The organism is Frankia sp. CeTa3Moorea (assembly GCF_978021225.1).
Window position 1 is genome coordinate 65,609 of record NZ_CDXDOR010000004.1, and the last position, 22,677, is coordinate 88,285.

16 protein-coding genes, 4 tRNA genes and 1 CRISPR repeat array are annotated in these 22,677 nt (G+C 69.8%); of the genes, 10 read left to right on the forward strand and 10 right to left on the reverse strand.

What is annotated here, in order from left to right; translation table 11 throughout:
- Positions 1 to 486: 486 nt before the first annotated feature.
- The 3 genes from AC08OV_RS01745 to glgX all read right to left on the reverse strand — a co-directional run bounded on the left by AC08OV_RS01745 (position 487) and on the right by glgX (position 8,762).
- Positions 487 to 3,330 (reverse strand): CRISPR-associated endonuclease Cas3'', encoded by a 2,844-nt coding sequence (locus AC08OV_RS01745; RefSeq protein WP_476619167.1) that lies wholly within the window; start codon positions 3,328 to 3,330, stop codon positions 487 to 489.
- A gap of 239 nt (positions 3,331 to 3,569) precedes the next feature.
- A CRISPR array of direct repeats spans positions 3,570 to 3,842; the repeat unit is 29 nt; unit sequence GTCCTCCCCACGCCCGTGGGGGTGATCCG.
- Between the two features lie 134 nt (positions 3,843 to 3,976).
- On the reverse strand, positions 3,977 to 6,472 hold the full coding sequence (gene treY / locus AC08OV_RS01750) for a malto-oligosyltrehalose synthase (RefSeq protein WP_476614877.1): 2,496 nt from the start codon (positions 6,470 to 6,472) through the stop codon (positions 3,977 to 3,979).
- On the reverse strand, positions 6,462 to 8,762 hold the full coding sequence (glgX, locus tag AC08OV_RS01755) for a glycogen debranching protein GlgX (RefSeq protein ID WP_476614878.1): 2,301 nt from the start codon (positions 8,760 to 8,762) through the stop codon (positions 6,462 to 6,464). The genes treY and glgX overlap by 11 nt, the downstream gene beginning before the upstream one ends.
- Positions 8,763 to 8,887: 125 nt before the next feature.
- Between glgX and AC08OV_RS01760 the strand changes: the two genes are divergently transcribed.
- The 3 genes from AC08OV_RS01760 to AC08OV_RS01770 all read left to right on the forward strand — a co-directional run bounded on the left by AC08OV_RS01760 (position 8,888) and on the right by AC08OV_RS01770 (position 11,256).
- Complete coding sequence (locus AC08OV_RS01760; RefSeq protein ID WP_476614879.1) at positions 8,888 to 9,322, forward strand: NfeD family protein; 435 nt, start codon at positions 8,888 to 8,890, stop codon at positions 9,320 to 9,322.
- A 142-nt stretch (positions 9,323 to 9,464) separates the two neighbouring features.
- A complete protein-coding gene (locus AC08OV_RS01765) occupies positions 9,465 to 10,409 on the forward strand; it encodes an SPFH domain-containing protein (RefSeq protein ID WP_476600463.1) in 945 nt (314 codons plus the stop codon).
- Positions 10,410 to 10,722: 313 nt separating this feature from the next.
- Positions 10,723 to 11,256 (forward strand): DUF3145 domain-containing protein, encoded by a 534-nt coding sequence (locus tag AC08OV_RS01770; protein ID WP_462187536.1) that lies wholly within the window; start codon positions 10,723 to 10,725, stop codon positions 11,254 to 11,256.
- On the opposite strand, the gene AC08OV_RS01775 is transcribed toward AC08OV_RS01770, so the two are convergent.
- A complete protein-coding gene (locus AC08OV_RS01775; RefSeq protein WP_476619168.1) occupies positions 11,217 to 11,399 on the reverse strand; it encodes a hypothetical protein in 183 nt (60 codons plus the stop codon). The two genes, AC08OV_RS01770 and AC08OV_RS01775, sit on opposite strands and share 40 nt — an antisense overlap.
- Positions 11,400 to 11,545: 146 nt before the next feature.
- Between AC08OV_RS01775 and AC08OV_RS01780 the strand changes: the two genes are divergently transcribed.
- A complete protein-coding gene (locus AC08OV_RS01780; protein ID WP_011435797.1) occupies positions 11,546 to 11,839 on the forward strand; it encodes a DUF4193 domain-containing protein in 294 nt (97 codons plus the stop codon).
- A gap of 129 nt (positions 11,840 to 11,968) precedes the next feature.
- On the opposite strand, the gene AC08OV_RS01785 is transcribed toward AC08OV_RS01780, so the two are convergent.
- Entirely contained in the window at positions 11,969 to 12,556 is a 588-nt protein-coding gene (locus AC08OV_RS01785) for an isochorismatase family protein (protein WP_476615405.1), read from the reverse strand.
- Between the two features lie 176 nt (positions 12,557 to 12,732).
- On the opposite strand from AC08OV_RS01785, the gene AC08OV_RS01790 reads away from it, so the two are divergent.
- Entirely contained in the window at positions 12,733 to 13,542 is an 810-nt protein-coding gene (locus AC08OV_RS01790) for a DUF3097 domain-containing protein (RefSeq protein ID WP_476615406.1), read from the forward strand.
- A gap of 100 nt (positions 13,543 to 13,642) precedes the next feature.
- A complete protein-coding gene (locus AC08OV_RS01795) occupies positions 13,643 to 14,506 on the forward strand; it encodes an N-acetylmuramoyl-L-alanine amidase (protein ID WP_476615407.1) in 864 nt (287 codons plus the stop codon).
- A gap of 144 nt (positions 14,507 to 14,650) precedes the next feature.
- On the opposite strand, the gene AC08OV_RS01800 is transcribed toward AC08OV_RS01795, so the two are convergent.
- The 3 genes from AC08OV_RS01800 to AC08OV_RS01810 all read right to left on the reverse strand — a co-directional run bounded on the left by AC08OV_RS01800 (position 14,651) and on the right by AC08OV_RS01810 (position 14,923).
- Positions 14,651 to 14,722 (reverse strand) — tRNA-Val (locus AC08OV_RS01800).
- A 13-nt stretch (positions 14,723 to 14,735) separates the two neighbouring features.
- Positions 14,736 to 14,807, reverse strand: a tRNA-Cys gene (locus AC08OV_RS01805).
- 43 nt (positions 14,808 to 14,850) lie between these two features.
- Positions 14,851 to 14,923: transfer RNA gene (locus AC08OV_RS01810), tRNA-Gly, on the reverse strand.
- A 221-nt stretch (positions 14,924 to 15,144) separates the two neighbouring features.
- Here AC08OV_RS01810 and AC08OV_RS01815 point away from each other — a divergent pair.
- Positions 15,145 to 16,326 (forward strand): chorismate-binding protein, encoded by a 1,182-nt coding sequence (locus tag AC08OV_RS01815; RefSeq protein ID WP_476615408.1) that lies wholly within the window; start codon positions 15,145 to 15,147, stop codon positions 16,324 to 16,326.
- 137 nt (positions 16,327 to 16,463) lie between these two features.
- Here the strand turns inward: AC08OV_RS01815 and AC08OV_RS01820 are convergent, their stop codons facing one another.
- A complete protein-coding gene (locus tag AC08OV_RS01820) occupies positions 16,464 to 16,895 on the reverse strand; it encodes an SsgA family sporulation/cell division regulator (protein ID WP_462188101.1) in 432 nt (143 codons plus the stop codon).
- A gap of 445 nt (positions 16,896 to 17,340) precedes the next feature.
- Between AC08OV_RS01820 and AC08OV_RS01825 the strand changes: the two genes are divergently transcribed.
- Positions 17,341 to 17,412 (forward strand) — tRNA-Val (locus AC08OV_RS01825).
- A 1,353-nt stretch (positions 17,413 to 18,765) separates the two neighbouring features.
- A complete protein-coding gene (locus AC08OV_RS01830; RefSeq protein ID WP_476615806.1) occupies positions 18,766 to 19,344 on the forward strand; it encodes an HIT family protein in 579 nt (192 codons plus the stop codon).
- Positions 19,345 to 19,565: 221 nt separating this feature from the next.
- Here the strand turns inward: AC08OV_RS01830 and AC08OV_RS01835 are convergent, their stop codons facing one another.
- Positions 19,566 to 21,752, reverse strand: coding sequence for an elongation factor G-like protein EF-G2 (locus AC08OV_RS01835; RefSeq protein ID WP_476615807.1), 2,187 nt, complete (start codon positions 21,750 to 21,752; stop codon positions 19,566 to 19,568).
- Between the two features lie 193 nt (positions 21,753 to 21,945).
- Here AC08OV_RS01835 and pgsA point away from each other — a divergent pair, with 193 nt between their 5' ends.
- Positions 21,946 to 22,659 (forward strand): phosphatidylinositol phosphate synthase, encoded by a 714-nt coding sequence (gene pgsA / locus AC08OV_RS01840; RefSeq protein WP_476619169.1) that lies wholly within the window; start codon positions 21,946 to 21,948, stop codon positions 22,657 to 22,659.
- Positions 22,660 to 22,677: the final 18 nt, after the last annotated feature.

Genomic DNA, 22,677 nt, shown 5'->3' on the forward strand with positions numbered 1-22,677 from the left:
ACCTGGGGGATCCAGCGGGACGGCCTGAGGCTTCGAAAACCGTGGGATCGGCGCCGTGCGACGCCAGCCCGATTGCAGGCATGCGCACTCAAACTGCGAGTCCGGGGACGCCGCCCCGCGGCGTCCCCGCGGTGGGCCTACCGAGTCGCCCGAGCGAGTCCGGTCAGAATCACCATCACCACCACGAGCACGACCGTCGTCATCCCGACTACCGCGGCGGTCGCCACAGCGTTCGTCACCATCAGACCTCCTTGTCGGTGCGTAAACAGCTCAGATGCTCACGCAGTGCAGCGACGCCAGATTACTACAAAGCCGCTCCGTTCGACGTGTATGGCCCCAATCCTGGACGTGACGGCTACGATTGGTCCAATCCGGTCAGACCGGGCCGGCTCCCCACGCGGGTGGGGGTGATCCGCCGCTCCGCTCGACGTGGTGCCCAGGGCATCGCACCCTCCCCATAGCCATGGGGGTCCTCCCTTGGCCTGCTCAGCCCAGCAGGCCAAGGGAGTCATCGAGCCGGAAGACGCGCGTTCCGACAGAGACGGCTTCCGGCTCGCCATCCGGGCCGAGGATGTGTGGGAGGAGCACGAGGCCACGCAGGTTGGGGTTTCCAGTCCAGGTGTCGGGCGGTGAGGTCAGGCCTCGATCCGCATAGCGCCAGGGCCCGTCCCGCATCGGGATGCTCTCAGCGAGTACCGCGCGGACCTGCTCCTGCGTGAAACGCCTCTTCGGACCGGCCCCCTCGACCGGCAGGGGTGTGGTGCGAGCCCGGTCGAGCCAGCGGTGGCCGTCGACGTCGACGTAGCAGCAGACGACCCGTACCGAGGGGGCTCCGAGGCGGGTGGAGATCTCGTCCTCGTCGATTTCCCTTTTGGTCAGCCGATCGAGGGCCAACAGGTCGTGCGGGGACTGGATGGCGGCGACGGCGGCGATACCTCGGGCCGCTTCGTCCTCCATGATGCGGGCGACGTCGTCGTCCGGTGGATCGATGCGGAACGTCTCGTCGTAGACCTTGTCCATCATCGGCTGCACGTCCACCGGGATCCTGACCGGCTCGGGATGGCGCCAGGTCAGCAGTTCGTATGTCCGTCTCAGCAGGGCACGGTTGTAGATCAGGGGCCAACGTTTCGGCAGGGTGAACTCGCCCACGCGGCGGGGCACGAGGACGACGAGTCGCGGGCCGCCGGAGGCCCAGGTGGGACGCTTGCCCGCGTCGTCGACCTGCGGGTGGCGATGGCAGCGGCCCGCGCGTTGCAGGAGCTGCGCGATCGGTGCCAGATCGCTGATCACCAGGTCGAAGTCGATGTCCAGCGACTGCTCCGCCACCTGCGTCGCGACAAGGATCGCGGCGCGGGGGCGCTGCCCGACGTCACGGCCGAACGCGGCCGTCACCCAGTCCGTGCGGACCTCCCGTTCGCGGGCGGGCATGCGGGCATGCAGCAACGCGACGACAGGCGCGTTCGCCGGATCGGCGTCGCGCGTGCACCAGGCGCGCAGCGCGGTGAACGTCTGCTGGGCCTCGGCGACCGTCGTGCAGACCACCATCGCAGTGCCCCCGTCGCGCAGGATCGGCGCCAGGAGGGTACGCAGCGCGTCGCGGCGATCGACACTGTCCGCCGCTGGACGTCCCTCACTCGGATCACCTTCCTCGTCCGCCGCGGCCAGCGGCACGTCGACCAGGTCGACCGCGAGCGCGCTTGGTTCCATCTCGAACGATCGCGTGGTGACCGTCGCGGTCGCCGCGTCGGCGTGGACCCAACCGGGATAGGCGATGTCGATCTGCCCGCGGTAGGGGCGGGCCCGCGCTCCGAGCAGGTAGGCGCGAACCAGCCGTTTCGCGACCTCCTCCGGGACCGTCGCCGACAGCAGGACCACCGGCACCCGCAGCACTCCCAGCCAGGTCAGCAACCTCGCCAGCAGGTACTGCATATAGGCGTCGTAGGCGTGCACCTCGTCAACGACCAGAACCTTGCCGGCCAGGCCCAGCATCCGCAGCATGTTGTGCCGCACGGGAAGTACCGTCAGCAACGCCTGATCGATCGTGCCCACCCCGCCCGGAGCCAGCAGGACCTTCTTCGCCCCCCGCAGCCAGGTCGTCGCAGCGGTTCGCGGGCCCTCCTCGCCCGGGCCGGACGTCCCTTCGCCGGTGAGGACCTCCCCGTTGTCCGGACCTGGGTCATAGGCGCGGTTGAGCCAGGCCATCGAGTGCAGGAGCGTGACCGCGGCGCTTGACGCCGGATCGGCGCACCGAGACAGATAAGCCTGCACCCGGCCGAACATCTGGTCCGCCGTCGCCATCGTCGGCAACGTGACCACCAGCCCCGCCGTCCCCGCCACCCGGCCCATCAACCGCGCCGCGTGCAACGCGGCCTCGGTCTTCCCCATACCCATCGGCGCCATCACCAGCAGCAGACCCGGCCCCGACAGCAACGGCGGCAGATGCTCCGCCACCAATCGCTGCAAGTCGTTCGGGGGATACGCGGGAAACTCCTCGGCGAACGAGCCCTCGCGCAGCACGAGCCGGCCAAGACCGGCATCGGCCACCAGCCCTATCGCTGCGGCCGCGCTGGCCGCCCGATGCGCCCGCAGCGCCGCGTGATCCGCCCAACGGACATCACGGCCTGCCTGTTCCTGCCGAGCCCGTATGAAGTCCTCTTGGCTGACAAGCCAATCCGCCAGGATCACCAGACCACAGACCACCGCCGCCGTCGGTGGCGGGACCTCCGCCGGCGCGGCCGGCGGCTCGAAGACCTTCTCGATCGCCGCCAGCACCACCCGCCGCTGGTCCACCCATTCAGGACCGCCCAGCTCAGAGCGGCGAAGCCGCAGATCCTCGTCCCGATCGTTGATCTCGTGGAAGCAGCCGTGATGCCCACCAAGCAGCTGCGCAACGCGCCCGGACGACGCGTCGTCCCTCAACCCACGGACATACCCCAGATCACCGAGAACCTGAGCGAGGAACTGCTGGGTGGCCAGGTCATGCCTGACCGAAGCCCGTTCGCCATCGGATGGATATCCGGTGAGGCCACCGAACGCTTTCCCGTCCTGCGCCTGAAAACTGGGAATGATCTTACCGATATCATGCAAAGCCGCCCAAAACGCCACCAGCCGGCCGGCCTCCACCACCGAACAGCCCAACCCCGACGCGACCGAACAGCGAACCGAGTCCGCCATCACCTCCCGCCACAAAACCTCAGCCATCGCTCCGGTATCCAGCAGATGCCATACCAGCGGATACGGTTTATCCAGCCCCCTCGACTTCCCCCACAACCATAAATCCACCCGATCCGACACGCCGCCGACCTCACCCGAACATCCCCCGAAGCTCATCGGGGCAGGCTAGCGTTAGCTCCCCAGCAACGCCCTACACGGTGCGACCAGCGCTCCCAACGACAGACGCACCGCAGGCCGAAGATTACAGAAGTGAGGCGTGATCCAGCCGAACCAAGATCAGTTCGTATCCGCAAGGATGAGGCATCCATGATGCAGACCCGCTCCGGTTCATCCGGTCCACCCACAGGAAATCACAACAAACGCCGGAATGCCTACGAAAGCCCAGGTCAGCAAGTGTCCTCCCCACGCCCGTGGGGGTGATCCGCCGCGATCCCGGCGCCGAGCTGCTGCGCCGCAGTCCTCCCCACGCCCGTGGGGGTGATCCGTACCTGGAGAACGCGGCCACCCCGAACCTGCTGTCCTCCCCACGCCCGTGGGGGTGATCCGGGTTCGTCTGTCGCCGGGGACGGCGTGACCGAGTCCTCCCCACGCCCGTGGGGGTGATCCGCCGACCACGACGTGCTGGGTGTCGGAACCGGTGTCCTCCCCACGCCCGTGGGGGTGATCTGTCAGACATCCACTGACGTCAGGGGTGTAGGGCAGTCCTCGGTCCTCATGATTCCACGAGGGAGCGTAACCAAACCGGGGATCGGGCTCGGCCCCCATGCCGCCGCCCGGGATAGCAGGGGCCGGCCGCCGCGTGCTACGCGCGGACGAGCAGGCTTACCGGGAAGTCGCGTAGCAGCCGGAGCACGTAGGCGGTGCCGCCGTCGTGTTTGCGGCCGGTGAGCACGTCCGTCCAGCGTCCCTCGGGTAGGGGGATGGTGGTGTCCCGCCAGCCGCCGCCGCGGCGCAGGCCGAGGACGAGGCGGGGCACCACGGTGACGACGGACTCGGACCGGCTGAAGGCGACGACGTTCTCCGCGGCCGAGCCGGAGGCCCACAGCGGCCGGTAGATCGCGTCCGCCCCGAACCATTCGGGATGGTCGCGGCGGGTTCGTAGCGCCCGGGCGACGACGAGCAGCTTCGCCGCGCCGGAGTCGTCGAGGGTCGGCGGGCGACGCGGCGTACCGGTCTCGGCGGTCGACTCCACACCGATCTCGGCGAGCAGCTTGGTGCGATCACCGTAGTTGACCGCCCGCCGGTTGTCCGGATCGACGAGGGAGAGATCCCACAGCTCCTGGCCCTGGTACACATCCGCTATCCCGGGCATGGTCAGCTGGAGCAGCTTCTGGGCCAGCGAGTTCTGCCGGCCCAGCTCCAGCAGCGTGGCGACGTACCGCTCCAGGATGCCGACGAACTCGTCGTCCTCCAGCACCGACTCGATGTAGTTCGTCAGGGCCGCCTCGTAGCCGGGGTCCTGGTCGGTCCAGCTCGTGTGGGTCTTCGCCTCCCGGACGGCCTTGAGCATGTACCGCGTGGCCCGGTCGGCGGGCAGCGGCCAGGCGCCGACCAGGGTCTGCAGCAGGAAGTAGACGGTGGCCCGGTCGGGCCAGCCCTGCTCGGTGTCGCGGTGGCGTTCCCCGAGCCGCACGAGCCGGCCGGCCACCTCGGCCCAGCCGCGGGGATCCTCGGACAGCACCGCGAGCCGGGCCCGCACATCCTCCGACCGCTTGGTGTCGTGCGTCGACAGGGTGGTCATCGTCAGTGGCCAGTTTCGCTGGACCGACAGGTTCGCCTCGTGGAACTCGGTGACGGCGCTGCGCGGGTGCCCGGTCGTGAACGCCGGGAAGCGGCCGGGGTTGCCGCCGACCTCGTTCAGCGCCAGCAGCCGGGCATACCGGTAGAAGGCGGTGTCCTCGATGCCCTTGGCCATCACCGGCCCGCAGGTCTGCTGGAAGCGGACGACGAACTCGGCCGGCCCGCCCAGCGCCAGGTCCTCGATGAGGTCGACCTCGGTCGCCCGGCCCGGCAGGTGGGACCGGGCCTGCTCGCAGGCGCGGACCACATGCCCGCGGGCCTCCAGGCTCGGCGTGCCGTCCGGGCGGAGGTAGGCCCGGTAGACGTCGAAGGCGGCGAGGACCTCGCACATCGCCTCGTGCAGACCGGTTCGGGTGAGGTCGGCCCGGGCCTCCCGGGCCTCCCCGAGCGCGAGGCTCGTCAGCCGGTCCACCTCGGGCTGGAGCACGCCCGCGAGGACGTCGAGCTTGGCGGCCCGCGCCTCGGCCTCGTAGTCGGGGTCCGCGCGGGTGATCTCGCCGTAGAGCACCGCGAGGGGATGACCCGCCATCGGGTCGAGAAACAGCCGGGTCAGCCGGCCGATCCCCTCGTAGCCGGTGGTGCCGTCGCAGGCCCAGGTGTCCGGCAGCGCCTCGTCATCCTCCAGGATCTTCTCGACGACGGTCCACACCCCGCCGGTGGCCTCCGACAGCCGGCGCAGGTAGTCCTCCGGGTCCGCGAGCCCATCCGGATGGTCGATGCGCAGCCCGTCGAAGGTCCCCGCGCGGATCTGTTCGATGAGAAGCCGGTGCGTGGCGGCGAACACGTCCGGGTCCTCCTGGCGCAGCGCCGCCAGGGTCGTGATATCGAAGAACCGCCGGTAGTTCAGCTCGGTCGCGGCGACCCGCCACCAGCACAGCCGGTAGAACTGCGCGTCGAGGGTCGCGGCGACGTCGTCGGGGTCGGCGGTGCCCGCGGCGACGGGCAGCACGTGGTCGTAGTAGACGACGACCCACTCGCCGTCCTCGTCCTGTTCGACGGAGATCTCCCCGGCCGCCAGGCAGTCGGCGAGCCCGGCGCCCAGGATCGGCACCAGCACCCGGCCGGGGTTGTCGGGGGAGGCCCAGTCGATGTCGAACCAGCTGGCGTAGGGGGATTCGGGTCCCTCGCGCAGCACCGACCACCAAGCCGCGTTCGTCGTTTCCGGGGCGATCGCCATGTGGTTGGGGACGACGTCGACGATCAGGCCGAGTCCCGCCTTGCGGCACGCGGCGACGAGCCGGCGCAGCCCGCCGGTCCCCCCCAGCTCGGGATTGATCTGCCCGTGCTCGACGACGTCGTAGCCGTGGGCCGAGCCGGGCGCGGCCTCCAGCACGGGCGAGAGGTACAGGTGGGAGACGCCGAGCGTGGCCAGGTAGGGGACGACGACCGCCGCGTCGGTGAGGGAGAAGTCCAGGTTGAGCTGGAGCCGGTAGGTGGCGGTCGGTACCACCCGGTCGGCGCCGTACCCCCCGCCGGGATGCGCCGGGTCAGCTGACACGGCGCAGCACGACGGTCGAGCGGGCGTCGAGTTCGATGGGATCGCCGGCCTTCACGGCCCTTCCCATGCTCGCGGGATCGAGGGCCGAGTGGAGCAGCGCGGTGTCGCTGAGCCGGGCGTCGACCTCGGCCGTCGACGGGCGGGTGTCGACGACGATCTCCCACGACCTGCCGAAACTGGTCGCCGGCGTCTGGAACCCGACCGGTTCGTGGTGGGCGTTGAAGAACAGCAGGAACGAGTCATCGATGATGGCCTGGCCCAGCGCGTCGGGGTCCGGTATCCCCTCACCGTTGAGGTAGACGCCGAGTGATCGCGCCGTCCCGGACTCCCAGTCGCTGTCGGACATCTCCGTGCCGTCCGGGCGAAGCCAGGCGATGTCCTTGACGGCGGGGTCGTCCTTGGCGGCGGGGTCGTCGCCGGAGCGCCCGCCGCTGCCATCCGCGTCCTGGCCGCCCGCCTGCCCGCCGGTGGCCGCCTCGGCCGCGCCGGTGATCGCCTCGTCCGCGCCGTGCGTCGTGCCGCCCTGCCCGCGCAGCGACTTGCCCTGGAAGAACCGGCGGCGGCGGAAGATCGGATGATCATGGCGCAGCCTTGACAGCAGGCCGGTGAACTCGATCAGGTCGGCGTTGCGCTCGGCGTCCGACCAGTCCAGCCAGGAGATCGGGTTGTCCTGGCAGTACGCGTTGTTGTTGCCCTGCTGGGTGCGTCCCATCTCGTCTCCGGCGACCAGCATCGGCACCCCCTGGGACAGCAACAGCGTCGTCAGCAGGTTACGGGTCTGCGCGGCGCGCAGGGACAGGACAGTCGGGTCGTCGGTGGGCCCTTCGACTCCGCAGTTCCACGACCGGTTGTCGTCGGAGCCGTCCCGGTTGTCCTCGCCGTTGGCCTCGTTGTGTTTTTCGTTGTAGGAGACCAGGTCGTGCAGGGTGAACCCGTCGTGTGCGGTGATGAAGTTGATCGACGCCCACGGCCGGCGCCCGCTGTTCTCGTACAGGTCGCTCGATCCGGTCAGCCGGGAGGCGAACTCGGCGATCCCGTGGTCCTGCCCGCGCCAGAAGTCACGGACAGTGTCGCGGTACTTGCCATTCCACTCGGTCCACAGCGGGGGGAAGTTCCCCACCTGGTAACCGCCCTCGCCGAGGTCCCACGGTTCCGCGATCAGCTTGACCTGGGAGACCACCGGATCCTGCTGGACGAGGTCGAAGAACGATGACAGCCGGTCGACGTCGTAGAACTCCCGGGCCAGGGTCGCCGCGAGATCGAACCGGAACCCGTCGACGTGCATGTCGGTGACCCAGTAACGCAGCGAGTCCATGATCAGTTGTAGCACGTGCGGGTGTCGTACCCGCAGGCTGTTGCCGGTGCCCGTGTAGTCCATGTAGTACTGGGGTCGGTTGTCCACGAGCCGGTAGTAGGCGCTGTTGTCGATGCCGCGGAAGCACAGCATCGGACCCATGTGGTTGCCCTCGGCGGTGTGGTTGTAGACGACGTCGAGGATCACCTCGATCCCGGCCTCGTGCAGGTTCTTGACCATTCCCTTGAACTCCTGCACCTGGCGGCCGTGGCCGCCGGAGGCGGAGTAGCCGCTGTGCGGCGCCAGGAACGCGATGGAGTTGTAGCCCCAGTAGTTGCGCAGCCCGCGGCTGACCAGATGCTCGTCATGGACGAACTGGTGCACCGGCAGCAGCTCGATCGCGGTCACGCCGAGCTTGCGATAATGGTCGATCATCACCGGGTGGGCGACTCCCGCGTAGGTCCCGCGGTACTCCTCCGGCAGGCCGGGATGGTTCTTGGTCAGCCCCCGGACATGCGCCTCGTAGATCACCGACTCGTTGTAGGGCCGGCGTGGCGGGCGGTCCCCGTTCCAGTCGAAGAACGGGCTGATTACCACCGACTTCATCATGTGGGGGCCGGAGTCGGCATCGTTGACGCTGTCGGGGTCGCCGAAGGTGTAGGGGAACACCGCCTGGTCCCAGGCGACCTCCCCGTCGACCGCCTTCGCGTACGGGTCGAGGAGGAGCTTGGTGGGGTTGCAGCGCAGCCCTCGGGCGGGGTCGTAGGACCCGTGGACCCGATAGCCGTAGCGTTGGCCCGGTCCCACGGTGGGAAGGTAGGCGTGCCAGACGAAGGCGTCCCGTTCCCGCAGGTCGATCCGCTCCTCGTTGCCCGCGTCGTCGAACAGGCACAGCTGGACCCGGTCGGCGACCTCGGAGAAGATCGCGAAATTCGTGCCCGATCCGTCGTACGTAGCGCCCAGGGGATAGGGGCTGCCGGGCCATACCTGTGACATACGACCGAAGCCTACGGGCCGAACGGTATTCGCGGGCCGAGGCCGCTTCATTCCTGGTTTGCGGCGCCTGCGATCTTTGAAGATCCTTTGATCGCCCACTGAACTGGGCAGTCTATCATGGAGTCATGTCCGACGAGACGATCTGGATCGTCATCGCCGGCGCCTTGGTCGTCGGCGAACTGCTGACGCTGGACCTGACGCTGGCGATGTTCGCGCTGGCCGCGCTCATTGGGGCCGGTGCCGCGCTGCTCGGCGTCGATCTGGTCTGGCAGATCGTCGCCTTCGTGGTCGCGGCGGGTGGATTCGGGCTGGGACTGCGCCCGGTGGCGAAGCGTCAGCTGCAACGTACGCCGCCCCTGCTCACGGGTACCGACGCGCTCGTCGGAGAGCGCGCGATGGTGGTGGAGCGGGTCGACGGCGACGGGGGTCGCGTGAAGGTCAAGGGAGAGATCTGGTCGGCCCGGTCCTACCCCACCACCACCGTGCTCGAGGCCGGCAGCGAGGCGCGGGTGCTGCGCATCGATGGTGCCACTGCCATCGTCCACAGTTTCGAGCTCTGACGACCGGGGCCCCGGCGCCCCCGGCGATGCCAGTGGATGTGACAGCGCCGACATCGGGACGGTCGGCCTTCAACCGGCCGGCATCGGGACGGCCGGCATAGGGACGGCCGGCATCGAGGGGGCTGAAAGTGAGGGGTACGCCATGGCAGGAGTGATCGCCGCCGCGGTGATCGCGGCGGTCCTACTGATTTTTCTGGTCCGGGCGGTGCGCATCGTGCCGCAGGCGCGCGCGATGGTCATCGAACGGCTGGGCCGGTATCACCGCACGCTGACGCCGGGCCTCGCGATCCTGGTCCCAGTTGTCGACCGGGTCCGTGACCGCATCGACCTCCGGGAGCAGGTGGTCAGCTTCCCGCCGCAGCCGGTGATCACCGAGGACAACCTGGTGGTCGGGATCGACACGGTGATCTACTTCCAGGTCACTGACCCACGGGCGGCGACCTACGAGATCGCGGACGTGATCCGGGCGATCGAGCAGCTGACCGTCACCACGCTGCGCAACGTGATCGGTGGGATGAACCTGGAGGCGACCCTCACCTCGCGGGACCAGATCAACGGGCAGCTGCGCGGCGTGCTCGACGAGGCCACCGGAAGGTGGGGAATCCGGGTCAACCGGGTGGAGCTCAAGGCCATCGATCCGCCGAAGTCCATCCAGGACTCGATGGAGAAGCAGATGCGGGCCGAGCGGGACCGCCGGGCCGCGATCCTGACCGCGGAAGGCGTCAAGCAGAGCGAGATCCTGCGGGCCGAGGGGGAGAAGCAGGCCGCGATCCTGCGGGCCGAGGGGGAGCGGGAGGCGCAGATCCTCACCGCCCAGGGCGAGGCCCAGGCGATCGACACCGTCTTCCGGGCGATCCACGAGGGTAACGCGGACCAGAAACTGCTAGCCTACCAGTACCTGCAGACGTTGCCGCGGATCGCCCAGGGGCAGGCGAGCAAGTTGTGGATCGTGCCCAGCGAGCTGACCACCGCCCTCGGTGGCCTCGGCGGCCTGTTCGGCGGTGCGGACCAGGCGGACAAGACTGTCGGGGCCCGTCCCGCGCCCGCCGAGGGCCCGTCCGCGGGACCTCCGTCGACCGGTTCGTAACCCCGGGTCTCCCGGCCTGGCGGCTCATCGGTCCTGTGCCCGTCGGCCCGTCGGCCGCCGTCGCCTGATCTTTTCGGGTGACCTGTCTCCTTGGGCGACCCGCCTCCTCGGGTGACCTGCCCGATCGGCCCATCCCGAGCCCGTCACCAATGGTTGGTGCGGACAAAACTTCCCGCCATTTAGTGATACTTCAGGAGGAGGTAGGGCTAGTCCGCTGAGCCGGACCATGGGACGATTCACCCAGCCAAACGGGGGCGGGTCGACGGGCGCAGGGGAAGGCGTTCCTCGTCGACGGAGGTCCCGCGTGGTCGCAATGTCCCCGACAGCTCGTGAGCTGTCATCCGGCTCGTCGTCCTTCGCCGTGCCGGGCAAGCTGGCGGTTCTCGCCTGTCCGCCGGCGCTGTGCCCGCACCTGGAGTTCGCCGTGTCCGGCGTTCTGTCGTCGCCACTGTCGTTGACCTGGACGGCGCAGCCCGGTATGCCCGGATTCCTCTTCGCCGGGCTGGAGTGGCGGGCGTCGCCTGGTACCGCGGGGCGGGTGGCTGGCGCGCTGCGCCGGCTCGGGCACGTCACGTTCGAGACCGTCGAGGGACCCTCACCGGGGTGTGACGCCGAGCGGTACTCCTACACCCCCGATCTGGGGCTGCACCGCGCCGCGATCGCCGCGAACGGGGACGTCGTCGTGGGGGAGGCGGCGCTGCGGGCTCTGCTGGAACGGGGGGAGGCCCGGGAGGCGCTCTCCCGGGGCCTGCACCGGCTGCTCGGAACCGCCTGGGACGACGTGCTCGAACCACTGCGCCGGGGCGCTCACGGTGCCCCGATCACCTGGCTGCGCCGGACCGGGTAGCCGGGTGGGGCAGCCAGGTGACCGGGTACCGGCAGTGCCGACCGGCTGCCGCGGGAGAGCTGCTGGACGTCGGCCGGGCGGGCCGGCGGGGTGGACGAGGCTCCTGGGCTGCGGAAGATCAGGGCGGCAGCGTCGTCGGTCAAGATCAGGGGATTCTCCGGGGCGTCTGGGGGCCGAGGGTGTGGTGAAGCCCACATCGGGGTAGCGCGGGTCTGACGGGCACATACCCCGGCGGTCGTGCGTTGTGGGTTGCGCACGACTACGCACAACTTCTCTGGGAGTTACTTCAGTGGCCACCGATTACGACACCCCTCGTACAGCTGACATCGAGGACGCCTCGGAGCAGAGCCTCGAGGCCCTCAAAGCTCGGCGGGCGGACGCGGCGGCTGATCTCGGTGACGACGTTGACCCGTTCGAAACCGAGCTCGGCCTGCCCGGCGCCGACTTGTCTGGCGAGGAACTGAACGTCCGTGTGCTGCCGCGTCAGGCTGACGAGTTCACCTGCACGCAGTGCTACCTGGTGCATCACCGCAGCCAGCTCGTGGACGAGCGACGGATGATCTGCCGGGACTGCGCGGCCTGACCGACCGCGTGGTCTGATCGGCTCTCGATCAGTCTCCACCGCCGATGACAGCTGCCGATGACAGCTCCACGATCAGTTCGGGCTCGACCGCTACCGGCGGTTCGGGCTCGTCTGGCCCGGCCCGGCTCCTCAGCAGACCAGAACGCCGGCGTCCCGCATGCGCGCCACGGCTCGCTCCTCGTCGCCCGGACGCAGGTTGACGAACCTGGTGAGGTCGAGTGGCAGCAGCACCTTCAGGCCCCGCAGCCGAGCGTCCAGCGCGCTCTCCTGGACGCAGTAGTCGCCGGCCAGCCCGACGACCACCACCGTCGACACGCCCAACTGCGCCAGCCGTTCACCGAGCACCGTTGTGGCTCGCCTCCCCGATGCCGGGTCACGTACCGAGAAGGCCGAGTAGCCGTCGCTGCCGTCGACCCCCTTGCGGATCACCTCACCCTTGACGATCAGGTCGGGATGGAACTGGGCGCCGGGGGTATCCCCGACGCAGTGCGGCGGCCAGATCCCGCCGCCGGTGACGAAGTGCGGGGTCTCGTGCGGGTGCCAGTCCTGGCTGTAGAAGACCGGGGAGCCGGCGGTCACCGCCGCGGCGATCTCCGCATTGATCCCGGCGATGATCTGCTCACCACCGGCCACGTAGAGGCTGCCGGCCGGATCGGCGAAGTCGTTCTGCACGTCCACGATCAGCAGAGCGGTCCCCGGCCCGTAACGCTGACTCATCGTCGTGTCCCCTCCGTCGCGCTCCGCCCTCGCGTCGCGGTGTACCCACCTCTCCCGGTGTACCAGTCTGTTCTGTCCCGGTGTACCCGTCCGTTCGGTATGACCACACTGTCGCATCTCGACACGCCCGCGTCGATATCCCTGATCATGATGGTGTGTCGGCTTAGGTTCGCAGGATGCGTAGCCGAGACTACGGGCCGGACGTCCTGGCTCCCCCCGCCCGTCCGCGCCAGGCGCGTCCGCCGGAGGTCGAGCTCGAGCGTGACCTCGTGGTCGAGGACGTGGCCACCGGGTTCTGCGGGGCCGTGGTGGGCAGCGAGAACGGTGGGGTGACGCTGGAGGACCGTCACGGCATCCGGAGGGTCTTCCCCCTGGAACCCGGCGCCTTCCTGATCGAGGGCGCGCGGGTAACCCTCGTGCGTCCTCGCCGCGGGACCCCGGCCCCCGCGGCGCGCACCGCGTCCGGGTCCGTCGCGGTGCCCCGCCGCCGGGCCAGGGTCGCGCGGGCGAGCCGTATCTACGTGGAGGGTCTGCACGACGCGGCCTTGGTCGAGCGGGTCTGGGGCGACGACCTGCGCATCGAGGGGGTGGTGGTGGAGAGCTTGGACGGGGTCGACGACCTGCCGTCGGTGGTCGCGGGGTTCCGCCCGGGGCCCGGCCGCCGGCTCGGCGTGTTGGTGGACCATCTCGTCCCGGGGTCGAAGGAGAGCCGGATCGCCGCCTCCGTTGCCGGTGACCACGTCCTGGTGACCGGTCATCCCTACATCGACATCTGGCAGGCGGTGAAGCCGGCGTCGGTCGGCATTCCCCGCTGGCCCGAGATTCCCCGCGGCCAGCCCTGGAAGGAAGGGGTCTGTCAGGCCCTCGGTGTGGAGGACCCGGCGCAGATGTGGCGCCGGATCCTGGCCTCGGTGGACAGCTACACCGACCTTGAGGTGGGCCTGCTCGGCGCGGTGGAACGACTGATCGACTTCGTCGCCGGCTGACGGCCGGGCCCGGGCGGCCCCCCCGTACGCGCGCCGCGCAGCCGACCGCGTACGGTCACTTCGGCGGGGACGGGCCCCCTCCGTAGGCGGGAGACACCGAATGCCGGCACGGATCAGACCATCGATCCTGCTTCGGATCGTCGGTGCGGCCGGCGTGACCCTGGTCGTCGTGGCCTTGGTCGCCGGGGTGGCTCTGCAGCTCGTGGGGGGCGGGCCCGCGGGGCCGGGCGCACCCGGCCCGGCCCGGCCCGGCGTGGACGGGACCTCACCAACCGCCCTGTCCGGCCGGAAGGTCGTCCTCGACCCCGGGCACAACGGAGGAAACGGCGCCGCCGCGGCGTCGATCAACCGGCGGGTCCCGGCCGGCGGTTTCGACAAGGAATGCGACACCGTCGGCGCCGAGACCGACAGCGGTTACCCGGAGCACGCCTTCACCTTCGACGTCGCGGGGCGGGCGGCGGCCATTCTGCGCTCCCGGGGCGCGAGCGTGATCCTGACGCGCGACAACGACTCCGGGGTGGGCCCGTGCATCGACGAGCGGGCCCGCATCGGCAACCGGGTCTCGGCCGGCGCGGTGGTGTCGATACATGCCGACGGGGGACCGGCGGACGGACGCGGCTTTCATGTCATCGCGCCCGCGCTCAGCCCGGACCGGGCCAACGCACCGATCCTCGCCCCGTCGGCGCGTCTCGCGGCGATGGTGCGATCCGCCTTCGGCCGGGCCACCGGGCAGCCATTGGTGGACTACCTGGGCGAGGATGGTATGACGATCCGCTCCGATCTCGGTGGGCTCAACCTCTCGCGGGTGCCGAAGATCTTCCTGGAGTGCGGCAACATGCGCAACCGCACCGATGCGGCCGAGCTTGCCGACCCGGCCTGGCGGGCCCGGGCGGCGGCGGGCCTCGCGGACGGGATCACGTTGTTCCTGCTGGGGGACGAGGCGTCCTCGCCCGGCCCGGGCTGACCCGGCTTCGTCCGGTGATGGGCGTGACGGCGGCCGGGGCACGTTGTCGGATTTCCGGGCGCCCACCGCCCACCGGCCGTCGCACACGCAGAGGGCCACCCGTGACGGGTGGCCCTCATAGGAGGGCGAGAATGTGTCTCGCGGTGGGCGATACTGGGATTGAACCAGTGACCTCTACCGTGTCAAGGTAGCGCTCTCCCACTGAGCTAATCGCCCGCGAAAGGATCAGAGGCGGAGGCGGGAATCGAACCCGCGTACAGGGCTTTGCAGGCCCTTGCCTAAACCACTCGGCCACTCCGCCGTGGGAGGCCGCTGGGGACGGACCTCAAGCCTCTCTGCTCCCGAGCGGACGACGGGATTCGAACCCGCGACCCTCACCTTGGCAAGGTGATGCTCTACCAACTGAGCCACGTCCGCGCTGCTCCGCCCTTCTCGGCGGTGCAGGTAGCACTCTAGCGGACGATCGGGCCAGACGTCGAACCGTCCGGCGGGCGTCGCTGAGATGTTGCGTTGAGTCAAGGTTCTCCGGATGAACGCCGGCTTTCGCCCACGGCACGTCCATGCGGCCGGCCGGCCGTCGAGGGGCTGGTCCATGCCCTGGGCGGCGGGTCACCTCGGGCGGCGGTAGCGTGATCGGAATGAGCGAGACGAACGTGGCGGCTCGGGAGGCGAGCCCCCTCGGGTGTGTGGAACCGGCACCCCCGTGGGATGTCTCCTCGTTCCTGCTCGCCGGCGGCCGGTTCGCGACCGAGGTCGTGGAGATCAGTGATGACGCCGCGGTGTTGGATCGAGATGGCTTCTGGGCGGTTGTCGTCGACTTCGAGAGGGCCGTCCGTTGCATCCGGTTCGCCGACGTGCGGCCGGCGCCTCCCGGTGGTGCCGCGGCGCTGCGGCGTGGCCCCTGGCTCGGACCGCCGCGAGCCGCATGGACGACAACCATGAACCGGGCGGCCTACCTCGACGGGGTTGTGGCGATCCGTGAGCGCATTGCGGCGGGAGAGGTCTACCAGGTCAATCTCTGCCGATTGCTGTCGGCACCCCTGCCTGCGCCCGCGGCGGAACGCGCGGGGGGTCTCGGTGCCGGTGCTGTCGGTGTCGATCTCGGTGCCCTGGCGGCTGTCGTAGCCGCCGGCAATCCCGCGCCGTACGCGGTCGTCCTGGATGTGCCGGAGGCCGGGGTGCGCATCGTCGGCGCCTCTCCGGAGCTGTTCCTCTCCCGCCAGGGCGACGTCGTGAGTTCCAGGCCCATCAAGGGAACCGGTCGGACGGCGGCGGATCTGCGGGAGAAGGACGTCGCCGAGAACATCATGATTGTCGATCTTGTTCGCAACGATCTTGGTCGGGTCGCCCGCCCGGGAAGTGTGACGGTGCCTTCGCTCTGCGCAGTGGAGGAACACCCCGGTCTCGTGCACCTCGTCTCGACTGTCCGGGCCCGGCTGCGGCCGGGGGTGGGCTGGCAGGACCTTCTGGCGGCGGCCTGCCCACCCGGTTCCGTCTCCGGCGCCCCGAAGTCGAGCGCGCTGCGGATCATCCGAGAACTGGAACCGGCCTCTCGGGGCCACTACTGCGGAGGGATCGGCTGGGTGGATGCCGACCGGAACGTGGGTTGGCTGTCTGTTGGCATTCGTACGTTCTGGATCGAGGACGACCGGATCTGGTTCGGTACCGGCGCTGGTATCACGTGGGGGAGTGATCCGGACTCGGAGTGGCGCGAGACCGAGCTGAAGGCCGACCGGCTGGTGGGGCTGGCGAGCCGATCGGACGATAGGCCGGGCGCCGGCGGTGGGCCGAGGACAAAAGAACCCGCCTGGCGGCGCTAGCCTGGCCAGGCGGGCGGGTGCTCTGTGTGTGACTGGGTGGAAGCTGCCTCGGATGCAGGTGGGGAAGGGTCTCCCCCGGTCGCAAAATGCCCACACCGGCTTGCCGGGATCGGGCAGCGGTCCCGACCCCGGTGAGATCACCGCTCGGGGCCACCCCAGATGAGGAGGGCGAGTTCGGCATCAAGATCGATGATGTCGCTCTCTCCGCCGAGGGGGACGGCTGAATACGTCCGCCGCAGGAAGGCCAGCACCTCGGACCGCGGCATCTCGAACAGTGCATGCCCGGACGGGCTGGACAGGGACAGGCAGACGATCCGTCCCCCGGACTGGGCGGCAGGCCACACCTGCACGTCGCCATCCCCGGCGGGTCGGCGCACACCGTCGCTGAGGAGCTGGCGCGCGAACGTCCACTCCACGACCTCGTCCGCACCGGTGCGGAAGCCGATGCTGATCGCGTACGGATCGGCAGGCTCGTACCGGACGGTGGCGGCGACCGGCACGGGCGCCGCCCCGGGGACGACAAGGCGGAGGGCGAGTTCTGCGGTGATTGAATCGTGACGAATAGTCATCGGGCGGCCTCTCATGGTGCGATGGTGCGGGCGAGCACCCGTGTAACGGGATAGTTCCCTCTCCGAGTCCCGTTGGAAACAAGATTATGCCAAGACAACATCCGTTACGGTAGTTCGGGCGAGTTGCCTGGCCCGGAAGGGTGAACCTGTCTCGAGTGATCATGGTTCGGCCGGCTATCGGACGGATCTTCTACTTGAATCTCATAGATGATTACCGTCCGTAGTATCCGAACGTCCCTCGAGTGTCAGGCCATCCCGCCAAGGCCGTTCCCCCTTAAGTCTTCCCCGTCGGGACCCTTCTCAACCACGGCCAGTCGCGGCGAACCTGACCCAGTCCGGCCACCGGGCAGGACGGCGGACATCGCCCCATCCGTCCGTCGACCCCCCGCCGTCGGCCCCCTTCGCCGGTCCGTATCCTCGGCGTGTACGGTGGTCCCACCGGCAAGGGCGTATAGCTCAGTGGTAGAGCGCTGCCTTCACACGGCAGAGGTCCGTGGTTCGAAACCACGTACGCCCACGCGATTGGGCTTGCCATGCTCCGCTCCCGGGTCGGGAGCTTGCTCTGCTCCCGCGGGACATCTGCCCCGTGGATGATCTTCGTGCCCCCCGCGATGCGGCGTTTTTCCTGGTCAGGGCGGGTCCGTCGGTGCCTGGGAGGGGCTACCCCAAACGGGTGGTGCGGCTTGGCGGTGTCCTCTCCCGCCGGTGGGACTCGGCGCGTTTCCCCCGGTAGGAGGCCGTCCCGGTCCCGCCCGAGACCTGCCCGGGGCTGCCCCCGACCTCCGCGGCGTGCTGCGCCTCGAAGGGTGGTCGGAGCTGTCCGCTGCCGGTGGGGCGCCTGCCCCGGGGAGCGGTGCGAAATCTCCCCGATTGGCCGGTTTCTGGGTGTCTGGGCCGCGACGTCGTGGGCTGGCGACGAATCAACATCTACCCCCACTTTGGTGGGGACACCACCGATGGAGGCGGATCCCGGAGGGGGTCCCGGCCGGTGCTCCAGCCCGGGAGACAGCCCGGCAGACAGTGTGGGCGACGAGCACGTCGATACCTCGACCCGGGGTCGGCTCCGAGCCTCGTTCTTTACGGAAAGTGACGTCCGAGTCCGCGTCGCCGGGCCCCCGGGCGCATCGCGCGAGCCGCCGCCGCGATGCATCGCGGTCCTTGGGAGCGGGCCTGTCCACCTTTCGGGCGCATGCTGTTGATTCGTGGTGCCCGTGGAGCTCCGCGTGCTGGAGATGGTCGACGCCGTGCGTCGCCGTGGAACGATTCCGGTGGCCGTTGGTATACCGGTTGGTCCATGGTGGATCGGCATCGTTGTGCGTCCCGCCCCTTTCCGCAGGTCACTGGTTTGCGAGTGGGGTTCACGCCAGGTCCGATTGGCGTTTTCCCATGAAGGTGCCGCCGACGCTGTACAGATCGGCTTAACGTCCGCTAAGCTGGCCGGGCAGGGCGTAACGGGCTCGGGTTGTCGCAAGGTTGTCGCGATGGCTTCTCGCGGGGTTGCGCCGGGAGGGCTCCTCCCGGTCGCGGACCCTTCGTGTGCATCATCCTCGCGTCAGATCCAGGGCGCCGTGGTTCGAAACCGATTACGTCACTTGAGGGGGACTGGCGGCGACCCCCCCACGCCGTCAGTCTCCCTCTTCATGCGCCGGACCGCACCCGCACGCGAGCCTCCTCGCGTACCGCGGGCGTCTCTCGTCGCTCAGATCCTGATAAATTGACGAGACGATATTGCTCCCCCCCGGGGAGCTCGTCCCGGGGAGGCGGCGCCCTTGCTGATGGCCGAGCAGGTTCCGGTGCCCATGGCTCGCTCGATGGGCGCTGCCTGCGTGTTCACTCGGCTCAGCCGGGGCGGCGTCGTGGCGGCCGCCCAGTGACGGCCGAGGTCTCACCCGAGGGGGTTCCCCTGGAGGAGCAGGCCGGGGTCGGCGGTCCGGATGCTTTCCAGCGGCTCTACACCCCGCACCGCATGGCCTATATCAGGGGCGAGGGCCGCTCCCGTGACGATGAATGCCCATTCTGCTCCATTGTCGGGATGTCCGACGAGGACGGCCTCGTGGTTGCTCGGGGTAAAAGCGTCTACGCGGTCCTCAATCTGTACCCCTATAATGCCGGTCACCTTCTCGTTGTGCCCTATCGCCACATCGCGGACTACGCCGACATGGACCCCGAAGAGATCGTCGAGATGGCATTCTTCGTTCAGCACGCGCTCCGTGCGCTGCGGGCCGCCAGCGGGGCCCACGGTTTCAACACCGGCATGAACCTGGGGGATGTCGCCGGCGCCGGGATCGCCTCGCACGTGCATCAGCACGTGGTGCCGCGGTGGGGCGGTGACACGAACTTCATGCCCGTGGTGGGCGCGACCAGGGTGCTCCCCGCCCTGCTCGGGCAGACCAGGGAGATGCTCGCCCAGGCCTGGGCGCAGACCGCGCCCGACGAGCAGGGCGGGTAGCGCCGGGCCCGACGAGCAGGGCGGGTAGCGCCGGGCCCGGTGGAGGCCGCAGCCGGGTCGGGGCGCTCCCGTCGGGGCTGCCCGCCGCACCGGGTCCCGCCCGGCGCCGGGCCCGATGCGGCGGGTGTGCGGTCACGGATGTCTCCCGCCGGCAATCCTCCCTGAGCCGGGCCGAAGGTTGCCGGTCGTCCGTCTTTCCCGCTTTATGTCGGATTCATGCTTTATGACGATTTTTTCGCTTCCGCCGACAGGGCATCCCCAAGCTGTGGTGGCATCGGCTCGTAGCCGCGATGGTCCCGCGTGAAGCTACCCGTGCCGTGGCTCAAGGACCGTAGTTCAATCGCATATCGGGTCATTTCGCTCGCAGGGACCTCTGCGTGAACGACCGTCCGGGGGGTGGCCCCGGGCCCGCCCGGGACGGGTTCCATCCCGACGACCCGTCCTCGGCGAGTGGACAGGTCGCCCATCACGGCCCCGACGTACTCGTCGGGTACCAGGACGCCGACGGCCAGGATCGGCTCGAGCACGACGACGCCGGCGGCCCGGGCCGCGTCCTTGAGCGCCAGTGCGCCGGCGATCTGAAAGGCCATGTCCGAGGAGTCGACGCTGTGCGCCTTGCCGTCGACGAGGCGGACCCGTAGATCAACCATGGGATGGCCGGTGCGGACGCCCTGCGCCATCTGCGCCCGGACGCCCTTCTCCACCGAGGGGATGAAGGCCCGGGGAACCGCGCCGCCGACCACCTCATCGACGAACTCGAAGCCCCCACCCGCCGGGAGCGGTTCGACCTCGATCTGGCATACCGCGAACTGGCCGTGCCCACCGGACTGCTTGACCTGACGGCCGAGTCCGCGCGCCGGGGCACGCAGCGTCTCCCGGAGCGGGATCCGGGGCGCGGTCCGGTCCACCGCGGCGCCGTAGCGCTGGGCGAGCCGTTCCAGGACCGCGTCGCTGTGGGCCTCGCCCATGCACCACAGGACGAGTTGGGCGGTCTCGGGGTCCTGCTCGATCCGTAGCGTCGGGTCCTCCACGGCCAGCCGGCCGAGTGCGGTCGACAGCCTGTCCTCGTCCGCGCGGCTGCGGGCCCTGATCGCGATAGGGAGCTGCGGTTCGGGCATCGACCATGCGGGCAGGTAGCGCGGGTCGTCGCGATCGGAGAGGGTGTCGCCGGTCTCGGCGGTGCTGAGCTTCGTCACCACGCAGATGCCGCCGGCCGGGCACTCGCCCACCGTCTGCAGAACCGAGCCGTACGGCCGGGAGAGCGCCCCGACCTGCTCGTCGTCGTCGTGGTCGGCGTGCCCGGCCGCGGCTCTGCCGTGCCCGCTGACGTGCACCGCATCGTCGGGATGCAGCGTGCCGGAGAACACCCGGACCACTGACATCCGGCCCACGTAAGGGTCCGTGGTCGTCTTCACGACCTCGGCCACGAGTGGCCCGGCCGGATCACCGTGGCTCTGGTCGCAGGGGGAGCCGTCAGGGCGGCTCAGCGGCGGCAGGGGATGCTCCCGCGGCGAGGGGAACCCCTGCACGAACAGGTCCAGCAACTCGACGGAGCCGAAACCGCCGGCCCGCCCGCTGCCCCGATCGCCCCCTGCCGCGGCGCCCGGGCCCGAGGTCGAACCCGGAAGCAGACCGGCCGGCAACACCGGGAAGAACGTCCCGCGGGCGACCGCGGTCTCCAGATCGCCGAGCAGGAGCTTGGTGTCGGGCTCATCACCGGACAGGTACCGGTCGAGGAGGGTCTCGTCCTCACTCTCAGCGATGATCCCCTCGACCAGGGCGGCGCGGGCGGAGGCGTACCGGCCGGTGAGGCCGGCCGGGGTCGCGAGTTCCCGGCGGCCGCTGCCCGGGTACTCCAGCACTCGCCCGGACAGCAGATCCACCAGCCGCATCGAGGCGCCGGCCTCCCGCTCGGGCAGGTAGGCCGGCAGCACGCCGGCCCCGAAGGCCCGTTGGCAGCCCTGGACGGCCGCCGCGAAATCGGCCCGGGGATGGTCGAGATGGGTGAGCACGATCGCGCGGGGCATGCCGACCCCGGCGCACTCCGCCCACACCATGCTGGTCGCGCCATCCACCCCGTCGACCGCGCTGACGACGAACAGAGCGGCGTCGGCGGCCCGCAGGCCCGCCCGCAGCTCGCCCACGAAGTCGGGATAGCCCGGGGTGTCCAGAAGATTGATCGTGAGCCCGCGGTGACTGACCGAACACAGGGTGAGGCTGACCGACCGTGCCGGGCGACGCTCGGGATCGGCATGGCCGACGTAGCTGGTCTGGGCGGTCTGACGGTCGCCGTTCTGGCGGTCCGGCGGCCCGGCGGTGGCGAGCAGACGGTCCACCAGAGCCGTCTTGCCCGCGCCGGTGTGGCCTACCAGGACGACGTTGCGCACATCGCACGAGGCTGATGACATCCTCGCCTCCTTGACTGGGAGGTAACGGCCTGTTCGGTAACGGCAGCGTCCTCCCCTGTTACCTGGGACACAAGCCCGAGGGCGGCCGTGGTCGGGAATGCGCGGATCGTGGCGGCTGTACTGTGAAGACCGCCCGAAGCCGGGCGCACGTGGGACGACCACGCGGACGACCACGCGGGACGACGGGACGGACATGCTCGCTAGCAAGGCACGACCGCAGATCCAGAAGTTGCTCGATCCGGTGAGCCAGTGGGCCGCCCGGTCGTCGGTGTCGCCGGACGCTGTGACGATCATCGGCATGGTCGGGGTCGCGGGCGGGGCTCTGGGGTTCTTCAGCCGCGGGGTGTTCTTCCTCGGCACCGTAGTGATCACGCTGTTCGTCTTCTCGGACCTGATCGACGGGGTCATCGCCCGCGCCCGCGGCATCTCCTCCAAGTGGGGGGCCTTTCTCGACTCCACGTCCGACCGGGTCGGTGACGGCGCGATCTTCGGATCGCTCGTCCTCTGGTACGCCGGCGACGGCGATTCCCTGCCGTTGGCGGGTGCGGCCCTGATCTGCCTGGTCGCCGGCTTGATCACCTCGTACGTCAAGGCCCGCGCCGAGGGACTCGGCTTCACCTGTGACGTGGGGTTCGCCGAACGGGGCGAGCGGTTGCTGATCCTGCTGGTCGCCGCCGGGCTGTACGGCCTCGGGGTGCCCTACCTCCTGCCCGCGGCGCTGTGGTTCCTTGTCGGTGCCACCATGCTGACGGTCGTCCAGCGGGTCGTCCACGTCTACCGGCAGTGGTACCGCGCGGGAGACCCGCCCTCCCCGCCGACGTCAAGGGCGGCCCCGGCCACTGCGTCCCGGACCACGGCTGCGTCCCGGGCCGCGACCGCCTTCGGCCCCCGCCGCAACGGCCGCTGAGCGGTCATCGAGACGATC